This is a genomic window from Paractinoplanes polyasparticus (genome assembly GCF_019710575.1).
Lineage (GTDB): Bacteria > Actinomycetota > Actinomycetes > Mycobacteriales > Micromonosporaceae > Actinoplanes > Actinoplanes polyasparticus.
Genome location: NZ_JAHWFK010000042.1, coordinates 33,898 through 54,865, shown reverse-complemented (window position 1 = coordinate 54,865; position 20,968 = coordinate 33,898). Strand labels below are relative to the sequence as shown.

Genomic DNA, 20,968 nt, shown 5'->3' with positions numbered 1-20,968 from the left:
CTCGCCACCCTTGCCCTCGGACCCTACGGTCCGTCACCGGCCCAGGCCTGGCACGGCGACGGAGGCCGGAGACGCCACCACGGTCTACCTGTCCGCCTCGGCGGCGGCACCGCCGAGGGCACCGCCGCCATCGTCCATCGGCGTCTGCCGGATCGACATCCTTGAGCTCAGCGCCGACCAGCACGAGGTCAGCCGGGTCCTGGCCCACGCGGTCGGCCTGAACCTTGCCCGCCGACTCGTCCACCGTCCTGCGCCTCCGGTGACCCCTCGTCCCCCATGATCGGAGTTTCGATGCAAGCTGTGTCTGCCGTCCTCGCGCTGCTGGTCGGCCTCATTCCCACCCCCAGGGCCGCCACCGTCTTCACTGATTCGTTCGGCAACATCCCCGGCTGGAACCGCCACGGTGTCGTGCTCGCCAAGTCACTGCCGTGGGAGAGCACCCTGATGCAGGATCCGACCCTCGTCCACAACACCGGCGGCGGGGCGAAGTTCAAGATGTGGTACGGCTCGCTGACCAACATCGGCTACGCGACCAGTGACGACGGCGAGCACTGGACGAAGAAGACGGATCCGGTGGTCAGCCAGACGCTGCCGACCGAGGGCGGCGCGCTCAACCAGCCGAGCGTGGTCTACCGCAACGGCATCTGGCACATGACGTACTTCGGAGTCGGCACTGACGGCGTCGGCCGGGTGCACTACGCCGAAGCGACGAATCCGGCCGGGCCGTGGCAGAAGTTCGGTGTGGTGCTCGACATCACCGCGGCCTGGGAGGACAACTGGATCTACAACTCGTCGCTGCTGTACGACGCCCAGGAGAGCATCTGGAAGATGTGGTACACGGCCGGGAAGATCGCCTCGGCGGGCGGTGAGCCCGAGTTCATCTGCTACGCCACCGCCACGAATCCCCGCGGCCCGTGGACCAAGTCGCCGGCCAACCCGCTCATCCGGCCGATGAACGACGGCGGCTGGGCCGGCCTCGGGATCGGCGGCCCGAACGTCCGCAAATTGGCCAACGGTACGTATGAGATGGTGGTGGTGGGCTGGCAGGCCGACTACCCGTCCCGCGGCGGAAAGCTGACCTCCCCCGACGGCATCCGTTGGAACCTCGACCGGTCGAAGATGACGCTCGACCTGGGGGTGGCCGGTGGTGTCGAGGACAACATGATCTATCGGCAGTTCCCGATCAACGTCGACGGCACCGACTGGGTCTGGTACAACACCAAAAACAACCGGCCCGGCTGGAACGAGACGGTCAACCTGGCCAAGTGGAGCCCGAGCCAGGCCATCATCGACCCGTCCAAGTGGGCGATGGCGCAGGGTCCCGACATCCCCAACGGCGCGTCGTTCGAGATGCGCAACGGCAGGGCCCAGTCGCTCGGCAACGCGCCGGCCGGGCGGCTGCAGACCCTGCAGGGCAACCGATTGATCAACGCCCGCGACTACTCGGTCGCGGCCGAGGTCACCCCGATGGAGACCACCCCGGCCGACCGCGACAACGTGCTCCTCGCCCGCTACACCGACCGGAGCAACTACTACTACGCCGGCATCGCTTCGTGGGGCAACAAGTACGCGATCGGCAAGCTGGTCAACGGGACCAACACCAAGCTGACCGGGGTCGGCTCGGACGCCGAGACCAGCGCCGGCACGACGTACCGCCTACGCCTGGAAGTCAACGGCACAACCATTTCCCTGTACGACGGTGGCCGGCTGGTCGCGTCGGCGACCGACAGCTCGCTGCAACCGGCGGCCAGCTACGTCGGCCTGCAGACGACCGTCTCCACGGGCCACGCCGCCTTCGACAACGTCTCGGTCACCACCAATTGAGACGGCGCCGGGTGCACCCCGCAGTCGGGAAGGGTGCACCCGGCGCGCCCGGGTCAGCGCAGGACGTCGCCGTCGGCCCGGTCGAGCAGGTCGAGTTCGTCGACCAGCGGCAGCCCCTCCCAGTCACCGCAGGACGCGACGGCGAACGCACCCAGCCGGCACCCGCAACGCAGCCGCTGCTCGATCGGCTCGCCACCGAGCAGCGCCGCGAGGTATCCGGCGGCGAACGCGTCCCCGGCGCCGACCGGGTCCAGCACGTCGACCGGGATCGCCGAAGCCCGCACCAGTTCGTCGCCGGCGAGGCCCAGCGCACCCGCCGCGCCGAGCTTGACCACGACCTGGGCCGGCCCCAGGGAGGCGATGGCCCGCGCGGCCTCGTCCGGGGCGGCGGTCGCGCCGAGGCCGGCGACCATGCGGGCCTCGTCATCGCCGGCGAAGACGACATCCGCGTACGCCGTGAGGTCGCGCAGCACCGTCCGGGCCCGCTCGGGCGGCCACAGTGCCGCTCGGTAGTTGTAGTCGAGGGAGACCAGGACTCCGTGCGACCGTGCCAGGATCATGCCCTGCTTCGCGGCCTGACGGGCGGTGTCGCTGAGCGCCGCGGTGATCCCGGTGACGTGCAGGACCCGCGCCCCGGCGACGAGGCCTTCGGGAACGTCGGCAGCCGCGAGCCTCGACCCCGCGCTTCCGGTGCGGTAATAGCGGACCCGGCTCACCTTGGACGTCCGTCGCTCCTTGACCATCAGCCCGGTGGGCGCGGACGGGTCCACCCGGACTGCGTCCACGTCGACGCCCTCGCCGCGCAGACGCATGAGAACGGCCCGGCCGAGTTCGTCGTCACCCACCCGGCCGACGTACGCGGCGGAGATGCCGAGCCGGCGGACGCCGATCGCCACGGTCGCCTCCGCCCCCGCCACGCCCAGCCGCAGGCTCGCCTCATGACGCAGCGGCCCGATTCCGGCGCCGGACACCACCGCCATGGTCTCGCCCATCGTCACCACGTCGGGCATCAGGCACGCCCCGGTCGCATCGAGATCATCAACCACATGGACCGATCGTCGCCGCCTTCGCCGGCAAAGTAAACACTATTCGCATATACGAATCGAGGCACATGATGTACCGCTGGGAGACGACGGCGGCGCTGACCACCCAGCGCGTCATCGGCATCGTCCGGGCCACCGAGGCGGACGCCGCGAGGCGCACCGCACAGGCGTTCCTGGACGCCGGCCTGCACACGCTTGAGGTCACCCTCACGACACCGGGAGCCCTGGGCATCATCGAAGCCCTCGCCGCCGGGACGCCCCCGCACATCGTCGTCGGCGCCGGCACGGTGCTGGACGCCGCGGACGCCCAGGCCGCGGTCCGGGCCGGCGCCCGCTTCCTGGTGGCCCCGAACGTGCGGGCCGACGTGATCCGGGCCGGGCACCGTCACGGCGTCCCGGTGCTCCCCGGCGCGGGCACCGTCACCGAGGTCATGGAGGCTCTCGAACTGGGCGCGGACGCCGTGAAGATCTTCCCGGCCGCATCGCTGACACCGGACTGGGTACGGGCGGTACTGGCCGCCGTCCCGTACGCGCCACTGGTGCCTACCGGCGGCGTGACCCCCGACTCGGCACCACAATGGATCGCAGCCGGCGCAGTCGCCTGCGGTGTGGGGGCCGCACTGACCACCGGCGGCCCGGCACAGGCGGCCGCCCGGGTCCACGCGCTGCTTCAGGCCCTGACTTGAGCGTGGCCACACCACCGCCAGCGGGGGGTGACGGCTTACACTCCCACCCCGCTTCCAGCCGCCGTTGCGAACCGACAACGGCGGGCCGCGGCGCGGGCCTCCTCGGAGGAATACCGATCTACTCTCACACTGAGCGAGTGCTCACACCAACGCTCAGGCCTGAACGGACGTCACTTCTCGCCCGGGCCGTCGCCGGGGCGAAGGGGCATCGGCTCGTACCGGTCATCGTCGACTCCGTCCCCGCCTGTCGGATCGATCAGTTCAGGCACCAGGTCGTGGACAAGCGTGTGGCGAGCCCCGGCATCTGCGATCACCTCGAGGGCGAAGACGAGAGCGCCCAGGGACCCCAGAAATGCCGCAACCTGAACCAGCTGCCGGGTCAGGACCAAAGCCGGATCGCCGATTCCCAGCACCATGATGACGCCACCCTCGGTGCCCGACCATTCGGCGACCAGGTCAGCATCGACGGACATGATGCCGACAATGACAAACGACAAGAACAGCGTTGCACCGAACGTCAGGATTTCCGTCGCGACTCGCACGGTGGCGCTTGCGACAACCGAGCGTTGCAGCGTCTGCCGCAGTCCGACCACGACGACCAGCAGCGCGGCGGCAAAGATCATCAATACCACAGCAGTCACGCGAAAGGGAGTGAGCCGGCCGACGTAACGCCAGACCTCTGACGTAACGAACAAGATGAGCAGGAGCCCGAGGAGAAGATGCAGCTCCCGCACGACGACCCGAACCACTTCAGCGCTGCGGGAGGCAACGCGGGAGCGCATGCCCATCGAGCGATCTTCTCGATTATCGTCCATTGTCATTGAATTCCTGCGCTCTTATGTGACGGACCAACGCAGATCGCTTGGCTGCTGTCGGCCGGCATCTGACCGATTGGCCCCTTGCTCGGCTGCACCCAAGCCCGAACCCGGGGCGCTCACGAGCTCGTCCGCGAGCGTGCCGGATCAAGCACTCCGGGCGTGACGCCGGTCCCGTGGGAATACGTCGCGGGCGGCCCTCTCAGTGTGCAGCAGGCCAGAGCCAGAGGATTCGAAATCTTGCGCCTGGCCGATGCCCGCAACCCAGCCATCATCGCGACTGTCGTCTCTTCCGGCCATCGACCGGCCGACGCTCAGCGTGACACGACGATCGCAAGAGATCTAATACCGAATTAGTCTCAGAGTAAGACCGGAGAATGAATAATTACCTTACGGTCGTCATCCGATTCGAAGTCCGACGTCTTCAGCCCGCGTGAGGCGACGGCGATCGATGACTGGATCACCGTTCGGCCGCAGCCGACGACTCGATCTCCAAGAGGCACGGGGCGGTTTCGATGTCACGGATACCGGCCACAGTCCCCACCGTCTCGGTGAGGAACGAGTAGAACGACCGCTCGTCCGAGGTGAGCACGGCAGCGCACAAGTTCGTCCGGCCGGTTGTGGCGGCGGCGAAGACCACCTCGGGAAAGGAGACCAGCGTCTGCCCCGTGACCTCCAGACGGTCTGGTGCCACGGTCATCCACACCGCAGTGAGCATCAGTTCTTTCGCCGCGGAGGGACGTAGGTCAACATCGAATGTCAGGTTCCCCGAGGATCGCAGGCGACGCAGTCGTCGCTCGGCTGTGCTGGGGCTCACCAAAAGCTTCCGAGCGATCTTTTGCAGCGGCATCCGGCCGTCGAGCCGCAGAAGCGCGACGATGGCCTCGTCGAGCGGATCGACAGCCGCCGGCGGTCCTGGCTCGTCGCCCTCAAGAGCGGGTCGCATCACGGCTACCTGATCCGCGGTGAGTGACTCATCAGCAGACGAATACCTGTCCAAGAAGTACGGCAATGAGCTGCGCGCGAACCGGCGGAGCTCGCGCTGCGCCGTGACATCACGCACCTGTGGCGTCCGGGGGAAGTCGCGCATGAAGAGATGCCCCGCCTCGGTGGCGGAGCGGAGGTGGATGGAAGCAACAATCTCGGTCCCGCCGGCGATCAGCGCGACCCAGGAAGTGCCGGTGCGCTTTGCGAGGGCGGCGGCCACCCTCATCGCGGAGCCCGGCGCGCAGCGAAGCCGCGCATACCATCGTTCTCCGGCCAGCACGCCTCCGTCGGTGTTGGCCGAGATTCGTAAGCCCCATTTCGCCTGAAGCGCGCTGTATCGACGCGCGATCGTCCGATCGGCGGCTCCCAGTGCCGCACCGAGCTGACGGAACGACGCCCGAGGATCGATGATCAGGGCCCGGAGCAGCTGATCGTCAACTGGATCCAGCCGCATCTTCGATCCCCCACTGATTGACGGAGAGCCCTGGGCGCACGTCCAAGATCCATCATACGAGCCGCAACACATGACCGATCCTCGCGTCCAGCTACGGCCGGCCGTCGATTTCTGTCTGCCGGCTGCCTTCCGAGGTCTCGCACCTCGTTCGGTTCCTAGAGTTGCTTCGCACCCGAGACAGCGACAAGTGAGGACGCAGATGACTCAGGACCGGCCGATCCTGTTCCGTGGAGCGACGATCGTCTCAATGGATCCGCGGATCGGGGTGGTTGACCACGGCGACCTCTTGATCGAGGACGGCCGGATCGCGTCGGTATCCGAATCCGGAGCACCGGATGCTCCGGCTTTGCCCCATGGGGGCGTCGATGTCATCGACGGGACGGGACGCATCATCATTCCCGGCTTCATCGACACCCACCGTCACATGTGGGAGGCGCTGCTGAGAAGCGGGGCGTCGCATCACACCCTGAACCAGTACTACTCGGACGTGCTGGGCGACGTCTGCCGGCGAGTGACTCCGGACGACGCGTACGTCGGCACTCTGGCCAGCGCCAAGAGCGCCCTGCTGTCAGGCATCACGACAGTGCAGGATGTGGCGAACGTGCAGCTGACGCCGAGCCACACCGATGCTTCAGTCGCCGCCCTGCGCGACTCGGGGTTGCGCACGATCCTTGCGTACGGCAAGCCGTTCGACCACATGATGAGTACCGGCACCGGCCTGCCCGACGACGTCCTGCGCGTACGCTCCGAGCTTCTGCCCCATGACGACGCGGATGTCACGATGGCCCTTCTCACCGAGTGGGGAAGCGATGACGACGAGCGCCACAACGCAGCGCTCGCCGACAAGCTCGAAGTCCGTACGGTGCGGCATATCGGGGCCACGACTCCGATCTCGCGCCTCAAAGATCTAGGCGTGCTCCGGCGCGGCACCACATTCATCCACGGAAACGGCCTCCCGGCCGCTCAGCTGCAGATCATGGCCGACAGCGGTGGAACACTGTCATCGGCTCCGGCGATCGAGCTCATGATGGGCCACGGCGTGCCTGCCGTGGGTCAGGCCCCGTACGGTCTTCTCATTTCCCTCAGCACCTCGGCCGAGGTCGTGACCGCGGCGGACATGTTCAGCGTGATGCGCGCCGCCTTGCAGACGGGTCGCCAATTCGGCCGCGGCGCCGAATCGGAGCGCGAGCTGACCGCGGTGGAAGTTCTCGCGATGGCTACCCGTGACGGTGCCCGATCACTGGGCCTGGAGGAACGCACCGGGACGCTCACCCCGGGCAAGGATGCCGATCTGACGGTACTGCGAGCGGACGAACTGGATGTCGTGCCGGTGGTCGACCCCATCAGCACGATCGTGCTGCAGATGGACCGCCGCCACATCGACGCCGTTTACCGGCAGGGCCGGCGCATGGTGGGCAACGGCTCCCTGGTCGACGATCCGCGACCGCTCATCGAGCGCCTGCGCAGTGCGGCCGATCGTCTGGGCCCCGTCCCGCGGACCGACGTCTCGGTTCAGCCGTGGCTGTGACGCCCTGACCGCGGTGTGGTTGCAGCCCGAACGCCCGCCTGGCTCCGAGCGCGTATAAGGGCGAGGTGGAAGCTCGCACATTGAGCAAGAGGACGTCTGATCAATCCCCGCAAAATGTATTAATCAGACGTCCTCTTACCAGGATCAGATGCCTCTCCTTGGAATCCCGCGACAATGTCTCCTGGCAGATCCCACCGATCCGCCGCTGCCGGGCGGAGAACCAGTGCGGCCCGGTCACCAGCCGCGGCGACGATCAGCGGGCCCCCGCGGCTGGTGCCCTTGTTCGTGATCGGCCGGGTCGGCACTCACCACCTTGGACGACTGACCAGGATGACAAAGATCGGCAGCCGGCTACGGCCCGGACACACCGGTCAAAGCCGGTAGTGCCGCTGTCCCCGAATCAGCGCACCGCAGCTCGAAGCGAGCCTCGAAGCGACCGCGTGCGGCGCGCTCGATCCGCCCGTCCCGTACCCCCGCCCAAGCCTGAACAGATGCGGCTTTACCTGGGCAATGATGCGCTCGGGACGACGGACATCGGCGCCGGCCGCACATAGGCGGCCGATGAGCGACACCCGCCGAACCAGATTCGGTCACGACCAAGATTCGGCCCGAACAACCGAACGAAGTTCGGGCGAATGCTGTTAAGCAAGGGCCGTCGAGTAAGCTTCGTCGCGCTGTCCCGCCAGCAATGACTACCTAATCGTGACCGAGCCGGTCGAGTGCTCGCCTCTGCATCGGCCGCAGGCCGCTGATCGATCGGAGTGGCAGGAAAGGTACACCCGATGGATGCAGTAAGTCCTGGAAGTTCCCATGACGGCAATGAGGTGGATAAGCCTCTGGGACGCGATCAAGAGTGCCGGGTGCTGCGTTCGATCGTGGGGACCGTGCGCGCCGGCCGAAGCGCGACGTTGGTTGTCCGTGGACCCTTGGGCGTGGGTAAGACTCGGCTGCTGGCCTACCTCGAGGACAGCGGGTCGGGTTGCGTCGCGCTGCATGCCTCCGGGGCCGAGTCCGAGATGGAACTGGCCTACTCGGGCCTGCAAATGGTGGTCGCCCCGTTGCAGGCGCGCGTTGGCCAGTTGCCGGCTCGGCAGCAGGACGCTTTGGCTGTCGCCATGGGCCAAGCCTCGGGACAGGCACCGGATCGATTCCTGGTCGGTCTGGCCGTTCTGAATCTCATGGCGGCCGCGGCGGAGGCCCAGCCGTTGCTGGTTCTGATCGACGACGCGCAATGGTTGGACCGGGCGTCGTTGGAAACGTTTGGATTCGTCGCGCGGCGGCTCGAGGCTGAGGCGGTGGGGCTCGTATTCGGGCTTCGGGACCCGGTCAGCCATCCGGAGCTCGATGGGTTGCCGACACTGACAGTTACTGGTCTCGGGAACAAAGACGCGCACACCTTGCTGACGACCGCTGTTCCGGGACGAATGGATCAGCAGGTACGGGACAGGATCATTGCGGAGAGCCGCGGGGTCCCGCTGGCGCTGCTGGAGCTCCCCCGAGGGCTCAGCCAGGTCGAGTTGGCGGGCGGATACCGTACGCCCTCAGCGGGGGCGCTCGTCAGCCGGATCGAGCGCAGCTATCAGCGCCGGCTCGCGCAGCTTCCCGCCGCGACCCGGCTCCTGCTTCTGCTCGCCTCGGCCGAGCCGGTCGGCCAGGTGGCGTTGTTGTGGCGGAGCGCGGCCCGGCTCGGAGTCGGCGTCGAGGCTGCAGCGCCTGCCGTTGCCGATGGATTGCTGGAGATCGACGCCCGCGTGCGATTCGCCCATCCCCTTTTGCGCTCGGTGATCTATCGCGAGGCCGATCTCACCGAGAGGCAGGCCGTGCATCGGGTTCTCGCGGAAGAGACCGACGGTTCATCCGATCCGGACCGGCGCGCCTGGCACCGCGCGCAAGCCGCGACCGGCCCGGATGAGGAAGTCGCCGCTGAGCTGGAATGGGCTGCCGGTCGCGCTCAGGCGCGGGGTGGCCTGGCGGCGGCTGCGGCGTTCCTGGACCGTGCGAGCACCCTGACTCCGGATCCGGAGCGCCGGACTCAGCGAATGCTGTCCGCCGCGCGAGCGCACAACCTCGCCGGCGCCCCTGAAGAGGCGTTGAACCTGCTCGGCGCGATCAGGACGGCCCCATTGACTCCGCTCGACCAGGCACGATCGGACCTCTTAAGGGGCCAGAGCGCTTTCGGATCGACCCGAGACGCTCTTCCGTTGCTGTTGAGGGCGGCCAGGAAGCTCGAACCGCTCGACTCTGAGCTGGCCGGCACGACCTATCTGGAGGCGTTGTCGGCCATTCTCTTCGCGGGCCGCCTCGCCCCGCCGGGAGTGCAACGCGAAGTCGCCATGGGCGCTCGGCACGCCGTCCGCTTGGCCGACCAGTCCCCCGGTGTGCGCCTGTTGCTGGAAGGTCTGTCGACCCGTCTGATCGACGGCTATGCGGAGGCGGCACCGATCCTCAAAGAGGCGCTTTGGACGTACCGCAACAGCAAGGCCGACCACGAGAAAGATCTACGCTGGCTCTACCTGGCCAGCTGGATCGCCATGGATCTCTGGGACGACGAGAGCTGGCACGATCTGGCCGACCGCCAGCTGCGCCTGGTCCGCGAGTCGGGAGCGATCAGCCTCCTCCCGGTCGCGCTCTGCTTGCGGAGCCGTCTGCATGTCGCGGCGGGTGAGCTGAGCGAGGGCGAGTCCCTGATAGCCGAGTCCGAGGCCGCCACCGACGCGATGCAAAGTCCGTTCGATCCTCTTCCTAAAAGTTATTACGTAGCGCTGCGCGCGCGATACGCCCACGCTCGTCGTCTGCTCGACTCGGGGTCGGCCCGGCAACGGTCGAGTGGAGGGGGGAACGGCATCAGCATCACCGCAGCCGCCTTCGGGAACGCTGTCCTGGCCAATGGCACCGGACGTTTCGACGAGGCGCTGGAGGCGGGACTGCTGGCAGTCATGCCCCCGGTGGGTCTTGGATGGGCCAACTGGGCCCTACCAGAAGTGATCGAGGCCGGCACTCGTAGCTCGGCTCGTCCCGCGGCGACAACAGCGATGCAGCAACTCGCGGAGAACACCCGGGCCGCCGGCACCGACTGGGCCCTCGGCATCGAGGCACGGTCGCGGGCGCTGCTCAGTTCGGGTGCCCAGGCGGAGACGCTTTTCCAGGAGGCCATCGACCGGCTCGGACGTACTCCGATGAGGGTGGACCTTGCCCGGGCCCACCTCCTCTATGGGGAGTGGCTACGTCGCGATGACCGCCGGAAGAAGGCCCGCGAGCGCCTACAAACCGCTTATGACATGTTCACGGCGATGCGGGTCGAAGGCTTCGCCGCCCGAGCGGCCCGCGAACTGGAGGCCGCGGACGGGGTCGCGCGGGAGACCACCACCGATCCGGCGGAGAGCCTCACCGCCCAGGAACTGCAGGTCGCCACCCTCGCGCGCGACGGATACACCAACCCTGAGATCGGAACCCGCCTTTTCATCAGTCCCCGGACCGTTGAGTGGCACATGTCGAAAGTCTTCGCCAAACTGGGCATCACTACCCGAAGAGCTCTCCGGGATGCACTTCCCAGACCGGCCGAATAGCCACCGTCTCCCAGGCAGTGCCGTATTGACCACGCTCAGAACCGCAACAGCGTCAGAGGCCGGATGTCAGCCGCGCCAGAGCTCCAGCACTGCGCGAGCCGGCCCTTGGCGCGACGCCCCACCCGCGGCACGGCCGACTTGCTCAGTCCGGCCAGGTAAACCGACGGACCCATGATTTGTCGTCGGAGCGCCATCAATACAGGGCTGAGCGGGCGAGGCCGGGTCCGGCCCACGTGGAGGGATGCTGCACCTGCCCGCGACCTCACGGGTCCGGGCCGGTTCCGGATCAACGAGTGAAGCCTCGGCTGTTCTCGAGAATCTCCGCCGCCTCACGCAGCATCTGTCGGGCTGCCATCCGGCCACCGGCCGCCCGGGCCAACTCGGGGCGTGGCACCACCACGACCGGGCAGGCCGCTCCGTGAGAGCCTCGAACAACCCCGCCGGCCGGCCAGCGACGGCCGGTGCCGATGACGAGAAGGTCGCGCGGAGATTCGACGCTGTCCTTGAGCGTCAGGGCCGGCACTCCTTGCGCCGCCCGCGCCAGCACCTCCAGGTCCCGGGGCATCTCCCCCACCGCTTCGTCAAAGGTTCCGATGATGGCCCTCCGCGTCCGGTTGGCCAGTACGCGTTCCCATTTCCGCAGGGGTGGTGTCCGCACACTTCCGTTGTACGACCAAGGCCGGACGGCCTCCAGCGGCACCTGCCGCCGACGTGCCTCGGCTATGGCGAACCGCAGCGCCTCAGGTCCCGACAAGGACGATGAAATTCCGACCACAACCTTGCCCGCACCATCACTCATTCGCACACCGTGACGCGGGGTCGGACCCGGTGACCAGCGTCATTCACGCAGAAACCATGCCGGGCGAGACGTGTTGACGGTGTATTGACACCGGCGGCCACACCCAGCTCCACTTCGTGCGGACGCGAGATTCAACTGCTGCGGCCGATGCTGAGCGAGCGCGATCGCTGCCAGGTCGGCCAGATCGGCCCGCGGACGACCCGGCGCAACCGTCACCGGGAAGGTGGTCCAGCAGAAGACGCCGAGTGGAATTCGCCGCACTTCATCCCCTCCTTCATGATTCGCCCGGCGGTCTATAGTCGGCGCGTGGCCAGAGTATTGATCACCGGCTCCTCCGCGGGCATCGGATTGGCGGCGGCGACCGCCCTGAGCAAGCAGGGGCACGAGGTGGTGCTGCACGCGCGCAACGAGTGGCGGGCGGCGGAGGCACTCGCCGCAGTGCCCTTGGCAGCGGGCGTTGTGGTGGCGGATCTCGCGTCATTCCAGGAGACCCGCGGCATGGTGGCTGAGGCAGAAAAGTTCGGACGGTACGACACTGTCGTGCTGAATGCGGGTCTCGGCCTCAAACACGCAACCGAACGGGAGCTGACAGTCGACGGCAACGAGCTGACGTTCCAAGTCAACACGTTGTCGGCGTACCTGGTGACGGCCCTGCTGTCCCGCCCGCGGCGGCTGATCTTCACGTCCTCCGCGCTCGCGGGCGAAGGCAAGCTCGACCTCGATGATCCGAACTTCATGCGCAAGCCGTTTCAGGGCTGGCAGGCCTACCTGAACACGAAGCTGCAGCTGATCCTGCTGGCACTCGGCGTCGGCCGCCGCCTTTCCGAAGTAGACAGTATCGCGTTCGACCCGGGTTGGGTGACGACCCAGATGACCCTGCGCAACGGCGACGGAGGCCCGCTGACTCCGGATCATGCGGGCGCACGCCTGGCCCGGCTCGCGACGACCAGGGACGTACCACCGGACTCCTACGACACGGAACGCCCTTGGCGACCAGGAAGAGACGAGAAGGACCCTGAGAAGCAGGACGGGTTGCTCGCGCTCTGCGCACAGCTGACCGGCTCGGCCCTCTGACACCCCCGGCCGCAGATCATCGCTGACCTGCAAGTGCTGCGGGTCAGACGGCTGTGTTGCGAGACAGCCCCATCGCCGGTCCCGCGGAAACGGCCGGATCCAGTCGGACCGCGATATCGACGGTTCGGCCCAACGCACGCCCCAAGGCCGGCTTGAAGATGGTTTTGAGCTGCGACTCGACCGAGTCACGAGTGGCAACGTCAGGCACGTCCACCACCGCTACGTCGTCGATCAGCGCCCTGCACCGGGTAAGGCGCAAAACATGCAGTTGCTCCGGCGGCAGGATGCCGGTCACGTCATCGATGACGGCACTCCACACAGCGTCGAGTTCAGGCATCCTGAGAGGCTACAACGGCCCGTACGGGTAAAGGAACCGGGACGGATCGGGGCGGATACCGGGCAGGTCGGGATTGCCGCCGGCCAAGCCGAACTGTCCCACTGGCGCAGACGACCAACTTGAGGGCCGTTGCAGTATTAAGAGGCTCGGAACCGGCCCGGCGCCACCCCGTAGGCGCGCCGGAACGCGGCCGAGAAGGCGAACTCCGTCGAGTAGCCGACCTGCCGGGCGATGGCCGCCAGCGGCGCCGGGCTCGCCCGTAACAGCTGGGCGCCCAGGCTCATCCGCCGATCGACCAGGTACGCCATCGGAGGAGTGCCGGTCACGGCGGTGAAGCGCCGGTGGAACGTCGTACGCGACATACCCGCGACCGAGCTCAGCTGCTCCACCGTCCATGGCCGCTCGGGCCGCGCGTGGATCGCGTGCAGCGCGCCGGCAATGCCCGGGTCGGTGGCCTCCGGCCGGTCCGGCACCTGGCGCAGCATCTGCACGACCATCAGGTCGATCAGGGCCGCCCGGGCCGCGTCGGTGCCCGGCTCGGGCCGGTCCAGGTCGGCGCGCAACATGGTGATCAGCGTCCACAGCTCCGGCTGCTCGGCGTAGTCCGGCGTGATCAGGACGAGCCCCGGCAGCTGCCGCAGCAGGGCGGGCACCCGGCCGTCCGGCATCCGGTAGGCGCCGCAGAGGAACTCGAAGTCGGCCTGTCCGCTCGGCGCCGGTTCCTCCACCGTGAAGACCGGTAGGCCGTCGAGGGCGACCGGCGCGTGGGACAACCCGTGCACGACACCGGCCGCGGTGAAGATCAAGTCCCCTGGGCGGACGCGCAGAGGGTCGGCCTTCTCCTGGATCAGCCATCCCTCACCGTGCAGCATCACATGGAAGCCGAGTGCGGCCATGGGTGGGAAGCGAAGTCCCCACGCACCCGACTCCGTGATGCGGCGCCCGTTCACGCGCAGGGCCCGGACGCTGTCGAGTGCCGCCGAGATCATGTCCACGACCCCGATGGTACGTCCGCGTATCGCCTCGGGCCGCGCAAGCATGGTCGAGCGGAACCGGAGCTGGTTCGGTTGACGGCGTGACATCACCACTCGTCGAGATCCTGTCCGCGCAGGCCGCGGAGACCGAACAGCAGAGCCGCCCCACCGCGAAGAGCCTGCAGGCGGCCCGGGAGGCCGGCGCCTTCGCCCTGCACGACCGCACCGCCACCGAGGCCGCCCAGTTGCTCACCGAGATGGCCCGGGGCTGCCCGTCCACCAGCTGGATCGCCGGCACCTCGCTCACCAGCAAGATCTTCAGCCGCCGGGCGATCGGCGACGTGATCGGTCCGGACGCGCTTCTGGCCGGGTCGGGCACGCCAGGCGGCCGGGGGGAGACGGCTTCCGGCGGCGTACGCGTCACCGGCCGCTGGGCGAACGTCTCCGGCTGCGAGGACGCGGAATGGGCCGGCCTGGCCCTGCTGATCGACGGGACGCTGTCCTGGGCCCTGATCCCCACGCGTGACCTGCGTGTCGAACACACCTGGTCGGCGGCCGGCATGCGCGGCACCGGCAGCCACACCCTCATCGCCGAGGACGTCCTCGTGCCGGCCGGGCGCGTCGCGCCGCTCGACTTCGCCGCACTGGCCGGCGACATGGTGCTCTTCGGCCTGACTGTGCTCGCCCCGGTCGTCGGGGCCACGCTGGGTGCGCTGGATGTGGTCACCGCGATGTTCGCGTCCGATCGCAAGCCCTACATGAGCTCCTACGCCTCCATGGGCGAGTCCCCGGCCGCGCGTACCTGGCGGGCCGAGGCCACCGCCCTCGCCCGGCGGGCCGAACGCACGATGCTCGCCCTCGCGGCGGCCGGCCCGGGCGACCACGGCCTCGACATGTCCGGGGCGGCCCGGGACTGCCGCGCGGCCATGGACCTGATGCTCGACCTGCACGGCGCAAGCGGTTTCGCCGATTCCAACCCCTTGCAGCGCTACTGGCGGGACGTCGCCGTGGCGAGCCGACACCCGCATATCAATGCGTTCCTCGCGGCCAACCGGCTTTAGCAGGACTCTGTCAGGTGGGTACGGGTTGGTGGCGGTGGCCACTGCACCAGCAGCCGGCAGTCGGGCAGGACCCCGTCACTGGCGGATGGGAGGCCTGCGCGGACTGTTCTGCTTGCGGGGCGCACCCGCAGGGTGAAGAAGTGCCCGGACAGCGAGCCGGCAGGCCTGTCTTCGGTGTTGCCCGACGCCGGTAGCCGCTCGCGCCAGTGCACGAGTGCGGCTTGGCCGGCACCGCGCTCGAGGGCCAGGTCTTGATACTGCGGGCCGTCGAGCATCAGACCACGCAGATACCGCCCCCCGTTCGCTGCACCTCACCGGCGGGGTTTACAACCCCGGGCCGCGGTTTGGGTTCCCCGGTGATCGTGCCGCCGATTCTGCCGGTCTCGCCCAAGAGTGCTCGGCCCCGGACGGAACATGTCACGGCCCCGGCGCCCACGCCGCCGCGAGCTGGTGTGCGGCAGCGTGGGGCCGGCCGGCTTTGCTGCCGTACGAGGGCAGGAAAGCGACATTCCCGGGCGGCGATCAGGGCCTCTCGAGCTCCTCGTCGGTGATCCACGAGCCGTGGAAGCCGGTCGGGACTCTTCGGGGAAGCGTGACGGAGGCGACCGGCTTACCGCCGACGTCGGTGGCATCGAGGACGAGCAATTTCGAACCACTACCGTCACGCCGGCTGGCGATGCTGAGCAGCCAGCCGTCGTCCTCGGCACGGCCGGGACTGGCGGACGGGACGAACACCGCCTCGCTGGCCACGACGTCGGGACCGAGTTGGTGTTCGGCGATGGCTCCGGCATCCGCATCGAACTTGACGATCGACGTGGCGAGTGGGCCACCACCGGAGACAGCGTACCGGTAGCGGGACAGGCGCCCGACACGGTCGTCGTCGATGGTGGGGAACTCGATCCCCCGGTCGTCCAGGTCCGTTTCCGTCACTGCGCCGGTGGCCGGGTCGAGCACCCAGCGGTGCAGGCGAGCCATGCCACTGTTGGCCGCCGCGGCGGCCGGCCCTTCCGGGTCGGGATGGCTGGGAATGCCGACTGAGGAGATCGGGTTGCCGATGACCTTCCACATTCGTGCCACGTCGGCGCCCGCATAGCGGGCGCCGTCGAGCACCACCCGCCCGGCGGCGTCGGTGTGGGCGTTGCCGACGTGGAACACGTATGACGGTTCAACCTCGTACCATCGGACTTCACCCGGGCGTTCGAGCGGCATGACGCCGATCCGGGCGCCGTAGGACTCGTCCCAGTCGTACGGGAGCGCAGCCTCGAGCCGATTCATGTTCAGGGTCATCGGTAGGTCGAGGAACACGGCGTGCTTTTCGGTGATCGCGAAGTCGTGCATCATGGTCGGCCCGGGAACGTCGATCGGCGCACTGGTCACCAGCTCGCCCGAGGCGGAAAGCTTGTGATAGGTCAGGAACGGCGGGGTCACGCCGTAGCCGAAGAAATGAAGCTCGCCGGTGACCGGGTCGGCCTTGGGGTGTGCGGTCATCGATGTGGTGAGCCGGCCGTCGAAGTCGCTGATGCCCAGGGTCTCCAGCTCAGGGGACATCACGTGCGGCAGGCCGGATTCGATCAACGTGAAGATCTTACCGGCGTGCGCGATGACACTGGTGTTCGCCTCGACAGCAGTCCGGTCGATCTGCCCGTCAGGGCGGAAAGTCGTCTGCCCGTTCGTCCGGGCGGCGAACGGCTTCGTCCGCACCCAGCGATTGCGGTACCAGGTTGCCCGGCCACTCTCCAGCCGGATGCCGTGGACCATTCCGTGGCCCACGAGCCAGTGCTCCGACGGCTCGCCCGGCAGCGGATTGGGCCCGTTGCGCAGCAGACGACCGACCAGCTCCGGCGGCAACGCACCCTCGACCGGCAAGTCGGCGGCGTCGATCTCATCCGGTACCGGAGCGAGATGGCCGGTCACGTGAAGCGGCGCCTCGGATGTGTACAGACTCGCCATGGCGGAGTCGCCCACCTGCGTCGCCCTTTGTGGCCGACGTGGCTCGTCCTCGCGGCGTTCAGTCAGATCTTGCGACATGGTTCCTCTCATGGGGGTTGTTGTGGTGGCCGGTGTGCTTGTTCAACCACCAGCCGTCCGTTCATCCACCAGCCGTCCGTCAGGAGGGCTCCTCAGGGTGCCTCCGGATCTCGCCGAGTGCTGCGGGTCGACGTGTTCAATCTCAGGCACCGGAAGCAGGTGGGACCCCGGGTAACACACGGGCACAACCCCGTGTGTTACCCGGGCCCATCTCCTCTACGGGATCCGCCATGGGGCAAAGCCTCCCTTCCGGATGATCGATGAGCGCCTTGACCGCAGGCCGCTGTCCACACGCGGAGGTGGACTCGAGCGAAACGGGCGCCTCCGCGTAGTGCCGGTCGGGCCGGAGCCGCACCAGCGAACCGGATCGCAGATCGGCCGCGCACAGCACGTCCTGCACAAGCCCACGCCCAGGCCGGCCCGCAGTGCTGCGAGCACCGCGTCGGCGCTGAGGGAGGCGAGCTGCTCAACACCGACCCGTTCTGGAAGATCGGCGTGGTGGCGGAGCGCTCGATCGAGTCGTTCGAGGTCGTCATCGGCGCGCTGAGCTGACCGTCCTGCCCCCACCGGGAACACGGTGAACGCAACCGTCGTGACGAAACATGCGGAAGGACTTCCATGACTCGCCTTGCGGGGAGAACCGCACTCATAACTGGCGGCGGGACCGGGATCGCCCGAGCCACAGCCGGACGGTTCGCGGACGAAGGAGCGACCGTTTTCATGACAGGCCGCCGCCATGCCGAGCTCGACGCGGCCGTCGAGGACATCGGCACCAGGGCGATCGCCGTTCGGGCCGACATCACCAGCACCGCCGACCTCGACCGTCTCTATGCCACCATCGCCGAGCGGACCGGCCGGCTGGACGTGTTCTACGCGAACGCCGGTGTCCGGCTCAAGGTTCACGGGATCCGCGTGAACGTCCTGAGTCCAGGGCCGACCGACACACCGATGCTGCGCACCCTGCTGTCCGACGCCGAGGTCGCCGAATTCAGTCAATGGGTGGCCGGCCAAACGCCGTCAGGCCACTCGGGGAACCGGTCGACGTGGCTGAAGCCGCGCTTTTCTCGCCTCCGAGGACAGCGCTTTCGTCAACGGCGCTGAGCTGTTCTTCGACGGAGGGTACGCCCCAGGTCTGAGCCCGGTCCACTGCAGTGCGTACCCCGTCGCCACCGCTGCCGTTAAGTTTCAAAGCGGTGTCCTTCCGTCCTCGCGGATGAAGAGAGCCGCCTGCTCGCCGACCGCCACGCTCGGCGCCATCGTGTTGGCCATCGGGACGTGGGGTAGCACCGAAGCGTCCGCGACCCGGAGCCCCGCGCAACCGATGACCCGTAGCCTCGAGTCGACCACGGCGAGTTCGTCGTTGCCCATCCTCGCGGTGCCGGTCTGGTGCCAGAAGGTATGAACACTCTCGCGCAGGTAGCGTTCCGCGTCGGCGGCACCGGGCAGCCGCTCGTCGCCGATCCAGGAGCGCAACGCGGGCGCGGTGACGATGGATCTCGCGATATTCAAGGCCTTCAACGCCTCGGTCATGTCGTCGGCGTGCGTGAAGTAGCCGGTCTCGATGAGGGGGCCGGCCGTCGGATCAGCCGAGGCCAACCTGACCCGGCCGGGATTGTGCATCGGCACCCCGACCATGAAGTTGATGCCGCCACCGGGGGCCGGGGTGACATACATGAACCCGCGCGACCAGAATCCGGCCACTCCGGTGTCGCCGGGTGGTGGCAGCTGCACCCCCGGCGCGGTGTTCCAGACCAGGTCGAGATGAGCGTGGTCCTGCAGGTTGCGACCGACGCCCGGCAGGTGGCCCGTCACCGGGATGCCGTGCCGGGCCAACTCGTCGGCGTCGCCAATGCCCGAGAGCATGAGTACCTTGGGGGTGTTGACCGCGCCGAGCGAGAGCACCACTTCCGTTCGCGCGTGGATGTCCTCGGTGCGACCACCGGTGAGAACCCGGACGCCCACGGCCCGACCGCCTTCGACAATCACCCGTAGCACGAGCGTGCCGGGCATGACGGTCAGGTTGGGCCGGTCCGGGCCGGCCACATAGGCCCGATAGGGTGAGAAACGGCGCCCATTTCGAATGGTCTTGACGGACCTCACGGAACCTCGGTCGCGCGTGGCGAGCGCCCCGTTCACGTTTGAACAGGTCGGCAGTCCGGCCTCCCCCGCTGCTGCGAGCACGGCTTCACCGAGCGGATGCGGCGACGCGGGCTGCACGTGCATCGGACCGTCCTCGATGCGCCGGAAGACCTCGCCGATCGCCTCGTGCCCCCATGCCGGGTCGCCGGTCAGACGGGCATAGCGCGCCCAGTCGTCGCGGTGCCCACGAACCCAGTTACTGACGTTGACGCTGCCTCCGCCGCCGAGAACCCTGCCCATCGCGTACGGCAGTGTTCGCCCGCCGACCGCCTGATCGGGCACCGTGGTGAAGTCCCAGACCCGCTCCGATTCCAGGTTCAGCGGCCAGAGATCCGGGTCCTGCACGGCCTCCGACTCGTCGCTGCCGCCCGCCTCGACAAGCAGCACCGACACGTCAGGGTCCTCGGCGAGCCGACCCGCCACCGTTGAACCGGACGAACCACTGCCGCACACGATGAAGTCGTACATCCCATCCATCTCCTGCTGGTGAGGAGGGCCCGGGCTCAGCGATCCCATCCGCACCCGGGTCATTAGACGGGAAACATACGGGAATGACCGACAGCCAGCCGTGACGACAAACCCGGCTGTGCCCAAAGGTGTCGACTTCCGGCGGCCCTACGGGTAACGCCGTTGCACGCGCAACCGTGCCCGAAATGGCGCGGAGATACGGTCTGAATGACAGCGAGATCCGAGGAAGGCAACCCCTTGAAAGCGATCGTCTACCGCGAGACCGGAAGCCCGAGTGTCCTGCGACTCGTCGACAAGGTGGCATCGGAACCGGCACCCGGCGAGGTCCGCGCGGGTATGGGTGTATCTGGCCACGAGAGGCCGACCAAATGGCACCGCTCAGGAGTTCACAGTCGTGCCTGCCGCGAACGTGGTGAAGCTCCCCGACAATGCTTCTTTCGACCAGGGCGCCAGCCTCGGCGTGCCGGCGATAACCGCACACCGGGCGCTGACGGTGACCGAAGGGGGTCCGCAGCGGCTCGCGCCCGGCGCTTTCAGCGGCCGGATCGTCATGGTCGCCGGCGGGGCGGGCGCGGTCGGACACGCAGCGATCCAACTGGCCCGCTGGGCCGGCGCTACGGTGATCGCCACCGTCAGCGGGCCGGAGAAAGCCGCCCTGGCTACCGCGGCCGGTGCCGATCACGTCGTCAACTACCGCGAAGGTGACCCTGTCGCGCAGATCCGAGCGATAGCTGGGGACGGCGTGGATCAGATCCTCGAAGTCGCCTTCGCGCCCAACGTGAAGCTCGACCAGGCAGTGATCAAGAACCACGGCACCATCGCGATCTACGGCGACAACGGTGGCGACGTGGCACCGCTGGACCTCGGCGTGAACGCCGCACTGAACACCCGGCTGCAGTTCCTGCTGCTCTACACCGTTGGCGAGGACGCCCTGGCTACGGCGACAGCAGACATCACGGCGGCTCTGCGCGACGGCGCACTTCCAGTCGGGCCAGAGCACGGGCTTCCGCTGCACCGGTTCCCGCTGGCCGAGAGCGCCCGCGCGCACGCGGCGGTGCAGAACAACGCGATCGGCAAAGTCCTGATAGACGTAGCAGCTTTCAAATCACCGGTGCGCCCGGAGCGGTAGGGGTGGAAACGCTGGGCTCAAGAGTCCACGGTGCGGTCGACGGCCGGGCGACACCG

At 68.1% G+C, this 20,968-nt stretch carries 15 protein-coding genes and 2 pseudogenes; 8 read left to right on the top strand and 9 right to left on the bottom strand.

All coding sequences use genetic code 11. From position 1 onward, the window contains the following. The first annotated feature begins 291 nt into the window (after positions 1 to 291). Entirely contained in the window at positions 292 to 1,824 is a 1,533-nt protein-coding gene (locus tag KXC43_RS35795) for a glycoside hydrolase family protein (RefSeq protein ID WP_221380654.1), read from the top strand. Between the two features lie 53 nt (positions 1,825 to 1,877). Here KXC43_RS35795 and KXC43_RS35790 read toward each other — a convergent pair whose 3' ends face one another. Then, a complete protein-coding gene (locus KXC43_RS35790; protein ID WP_308129413.1) occupies positions 1,878 to 2,870 on the bottom strand; it encodes a sugar kinase in 993 nt (330 codons plus the stop codon). 65 nt (positions 2,871 to 2,935) lie between these two features. Between KXC43_RS35790 and KXC43_RS35785 the strand changes: the two genes are divergently transcribed. After that, positions 2,936 to 3,553 carry a bifunctional 4-hydroxy-2-oxoglutarate aldolase/2-dehydro-3-deoxy-phosphogluconate aldolase gene (locus tag KXC43_RS35785; protein WP_221380653.1) on the top strand — a complete coding sequence of 206 codons (618 nt, stop codon included), beginning with the start codon at positions 2,936 to 2,938 and terminating at the stop codon, positions 3,551 to 3,553. Between the two features lie 170 nt (positions 3,554 to 3,723). Here KXC43_RS35785 and KXC43_RS35780 read toward each other — a convergent pair whose 3' ends face one another. Together KXC43_RS35780 and KXC43_RS35775 are read right to left on the bottom strand one after the other, a co-directional pair. After that, positions 3,724 to 4,341 carry a hypothetical protein gene (locus KXC43_RS35780; RefSeq protein ID WP_221380652.1) on the bottom strand — a complete coding sequence of 206 codons (618 nt, stop codon included), beginning with the start codon at positions 4,339 to 4,341 and terminating at the stop codon, positions 3,724 to 3,726. Positions 4,342 to 4,828: 487 nt separating this feature from the next. After that, positions 4,829 to 5,809 carry an Lrp/AsnC family transcriptional regulator gene (locus tag KXC43_RS35775; protein WP_221380651.1) on the bottom strand — a complete coding sequence of 327 codons (981 nt, stop codon included), beginning with the start codon at positions 5,807 to 5,809 and terminating at the stop codon, positions 4,829 to 4,831. A 70-nt stretch (positions 5,810 to 5,879) separates the two neighbouring features. Here KXC43_RS35775 and KXC43_RS35770 point away from each other — a divergent pair, with 70 nt between their 5' ends. Both KXC43_RS35770 and KXC43_RS35765 read left to right on the top strand, forming a co-directional pair. Next, positions 5,880 to 7,337: an amidohydrolase family protein gene (locus KXC43_RS35770; protein WP_221380650.1), complete on the top strand. Its 1,458-nt coding sequence runs from the start codon at positions 5,880 to 5,882 to the stop codon at positions 7,335 to 7,337. Between the two features lie 782 nt (positions 7,338 to 8,119). After that, the gene (locus KXC43_RS35765) at positions 8,120 to 10,903 is read left to right on the top strand and encodes a helix-turn-helix transcriptional regulator (protein WP_255645417.1); all 2,784 of its coding nucleotides are present in this window, start codon (positions 8,120 to 8,122) and stop codon (positions 10,901 to 10,903) included. A 286-nt stretch (positions 10,904 to 11,189) separates the two neighbouring features. Here the strand turns inward: KXC43_RS35765 and KXC43_RS53325 are convergent, their stop codons facing one another. Continuing rightward, positions 11,190 to 11,702, bottom strand: coding sequence for a universal stress protein (locus tag KXC43_RS53325; RefSeq protein ID WP_369076971.1), 513 nt, complete (start codon positions 11,700 to 11,702; stop codon positions 11,190 to 11,192). 147 nt (positions 11,703 to 11,849) lie between these two features. On the opposite strand from KXC43_RS53325, the gene KXC43_RS35755 reads away from it, so the two are divergent. Beyond that, positions 11,850 to 12,776: an SDR family NAD(P)-dependent oxidoreductase gene (locus tag KXC43_RS35755; RefSeq protein WP_221380648.1), complete on the top strand. Its 927-nt coding sequence runs from the start codon at positions 11,850 to 11,852 to the stop codon at positions 12,774 to 12,776. A 43-nt stretch (positions 12,777 to 12,819) separates the two neighbouring features. Here the strand turns inward: KXC43_RS35755 and KXC43_RS35750 are convergent, their stop codons facing one another. Next, positions 12,820 to 13,113 (bottom strand): hypothetical protein, encoded by a 294-nt coding sequence (locus KXC43_RS35750; protein WP_221380647.1) that lies wholly within the window; start codon positions 13,111 to 13,113, stop codon positions 12,820 to 12,822. A gap of 137 nt (positions 13,114 to 13,250) precedes the next feature. Then, positions 13,251 to 14,102: an AraC family transcriptional regulator gene (locus tag KXC43_RS35745; protein WP_255645440.1), complete on the bottom strand. Its 852-nt coding sequence runs from the start codon at positions 14,100 to 14,102 to the stop codon at positions 13,251 to 13,253. Positions 14,103 to 14,188: 86 nt separating this feature from the next. On the opposite strand from KXC43_RS35745, the gene KXC43_RS35740 reads away from it, so the two are divergent. Then, on the top strand, positions 14,189 to 15,148 hold the full coding sequence (locus tag KXC43_RS35740; RefSeq protein WP_308129412.1) for an acyl-CoA dehydrogenase family protein: 960 nt from the start codon (positions 14,189 to 14,191) through the stop codon (positions 15,146 to 15,148). A 32-nt stretch (positions 15,149 to 15,180) separates the two neighbouring features. Here the strand turns inward: KXC43_RS35740 and KXC43_RS53615 are convergent. Then, positions 15,181 to 15,402: pseudogene (locus KXC43_RS53615) on the bottom strand (IS701 family transposase); the annotation flags it as partial. A gap of 268 nt (positions 15,403 to 15,670) precedes the next feature. Then, a complete protein-coding gene (locus tag KXC43_RS35735) occupies positions 15,671 to 17,098 on the bottom strand; it encodes a carotenoid oxygenase family protein (protein WP_221380645.1) in 1,428 nt (475 codons plus the stop codon). A 696-nt stretch (positions 17,099 to 17,794) separates the two neighbouring features. Between KXC43_RS35735 and KXC43_RS35730 the strand changes: the two genes are divergently transcribed. Continuing rightward, positions 17,795 to 18,277, top strand: a complete 483-nt coding sequence (locus KXC43_RS35730) for an SDR family NAD(P)-dependent oxidoreductase (RefSeq protein ID WP_255645416.1) — start codon at positions 17,795 to 17,797, stop codon at positions 18,275 to 18,277. A gap of 84 nt (positions 18,278 to 18,361) precedes the next feature. Here KXC43_RS35730 and KXC43_RS35725 read toward each other — a convergent pair whose 3' ends face one another. Continuing rightward, a complete protein-coding gene (locus KXC43_RS35725) occupies positions 18,362 to 19,909 on the bottom strand; it encodes a GMC family oxidoreductase (RefSeq protein ID WP_221380644.1) in 1,548 nt (515 codons plus the stop codon). A 111-nt stretch (positions 19,910 to 20,020) separates the two neighbouring features. On the opposite strand from KXC43_RS35725, the pseudogene KXC43_RS35720 reads away from it, so the two are divergent. After that, positions 20,021 to 20,912: pseudogene (locus KXC43_RS35720) on the top strand (zinc-binding dehydrogenase). Positions 20,913 to 20,968 lie beyond the last annotated feature (56 nt).

Excerpts from the sequence above, each read along its gene's own strand:
- KXC43_RS35795 (WP_221380654.1), top strand. The coding sequence starts at position 292 with ATGCAAGCTGTGTCTGCCGTCCTCGCGCTGCTGGTCGGCCTCATTCCC.
- KXC43_RS35785 (WP_221380653.1), top strand. The coding sequence starts at position 2,936 with ATGATGTACCGCTGGGAGACGACGGCGGCGCTGACCACCCAGCGCGTC.
- KXC43_RS35780 (WP_221380652.1), bottom strand. The coding sequence starts at position 4,341 with ATGGGCATGCGCTCCCGCGTTGCCTCCCGCAGCGCTGAAGTGGTTCGG.
- KXC43_RS35775 (WP_221380651.1), bottom strand. The coding sequence starts at position 5,809 with ATGCGGCTGGATCCAGTTGACGATCAGCTGCTCCGGGCCCTGATCATC.
- KXC43_RS35770 (WP_221380650.1), top strand. The coding sequence starts at position 5,880 with ATGACCGATCCTCGCGTCCAGCTACGGCCGGCCGTCGATTTCTGTCTG.
- KXC43_RS35765 (WP_255645417.1), top strand. The coding sequence starts at position 8,120 with ATGGATGCAGTAAGTCCTGGAAGTTCCCATGACGGCAATGAGGTGGAT.
- KXC43_RS53325 (WP_369076971.1), bottom strand. The coding sequence starts at position 11,702 with ATGAGTGATGGTGCGGGCAAGGTTGTGGTCGGAATTTCATCGTCCTTG.
- KXC43_RS35755 (WP_221380648.1), top strand. The coding sequence starts at position 11,850 with ATGCTGAGCGAGCGCGATCGCTGCCAGGTCGGCCAGATCGGCCCGCGG.
- KXC43_RS35750 (WP_221380647.1), bottom strand. The coding sequence starts at position 13,113 with ATGCCTGAACTCGACGCTGTGTGGAGTGCCGTCATCGATGACGTGACC.
- KXC43_RS35745 (WP_255645440.1), bottom strand. The coding sequence starts at position 14,102 with ATGATCTCGGCGGCACTCGACAGCGTCCGGGCCCTGCGCGTGAACGGG.
- KXC43_RS35735 (WP_221380645.1), bottom strand. The coding sequence starts at position 17,098 with ATGGCGAGTCTGTACACATCCGAGGCGCCGCTTCACGTGACCGGCCAT.
- KXC43_RS35730 (WP_255645416.1), top strand. The coding sequence starts at position 17,795 with ATGACTCGCCTTGCGGGGAGAACCGCACTCATAACTGGCGGCGGGACC.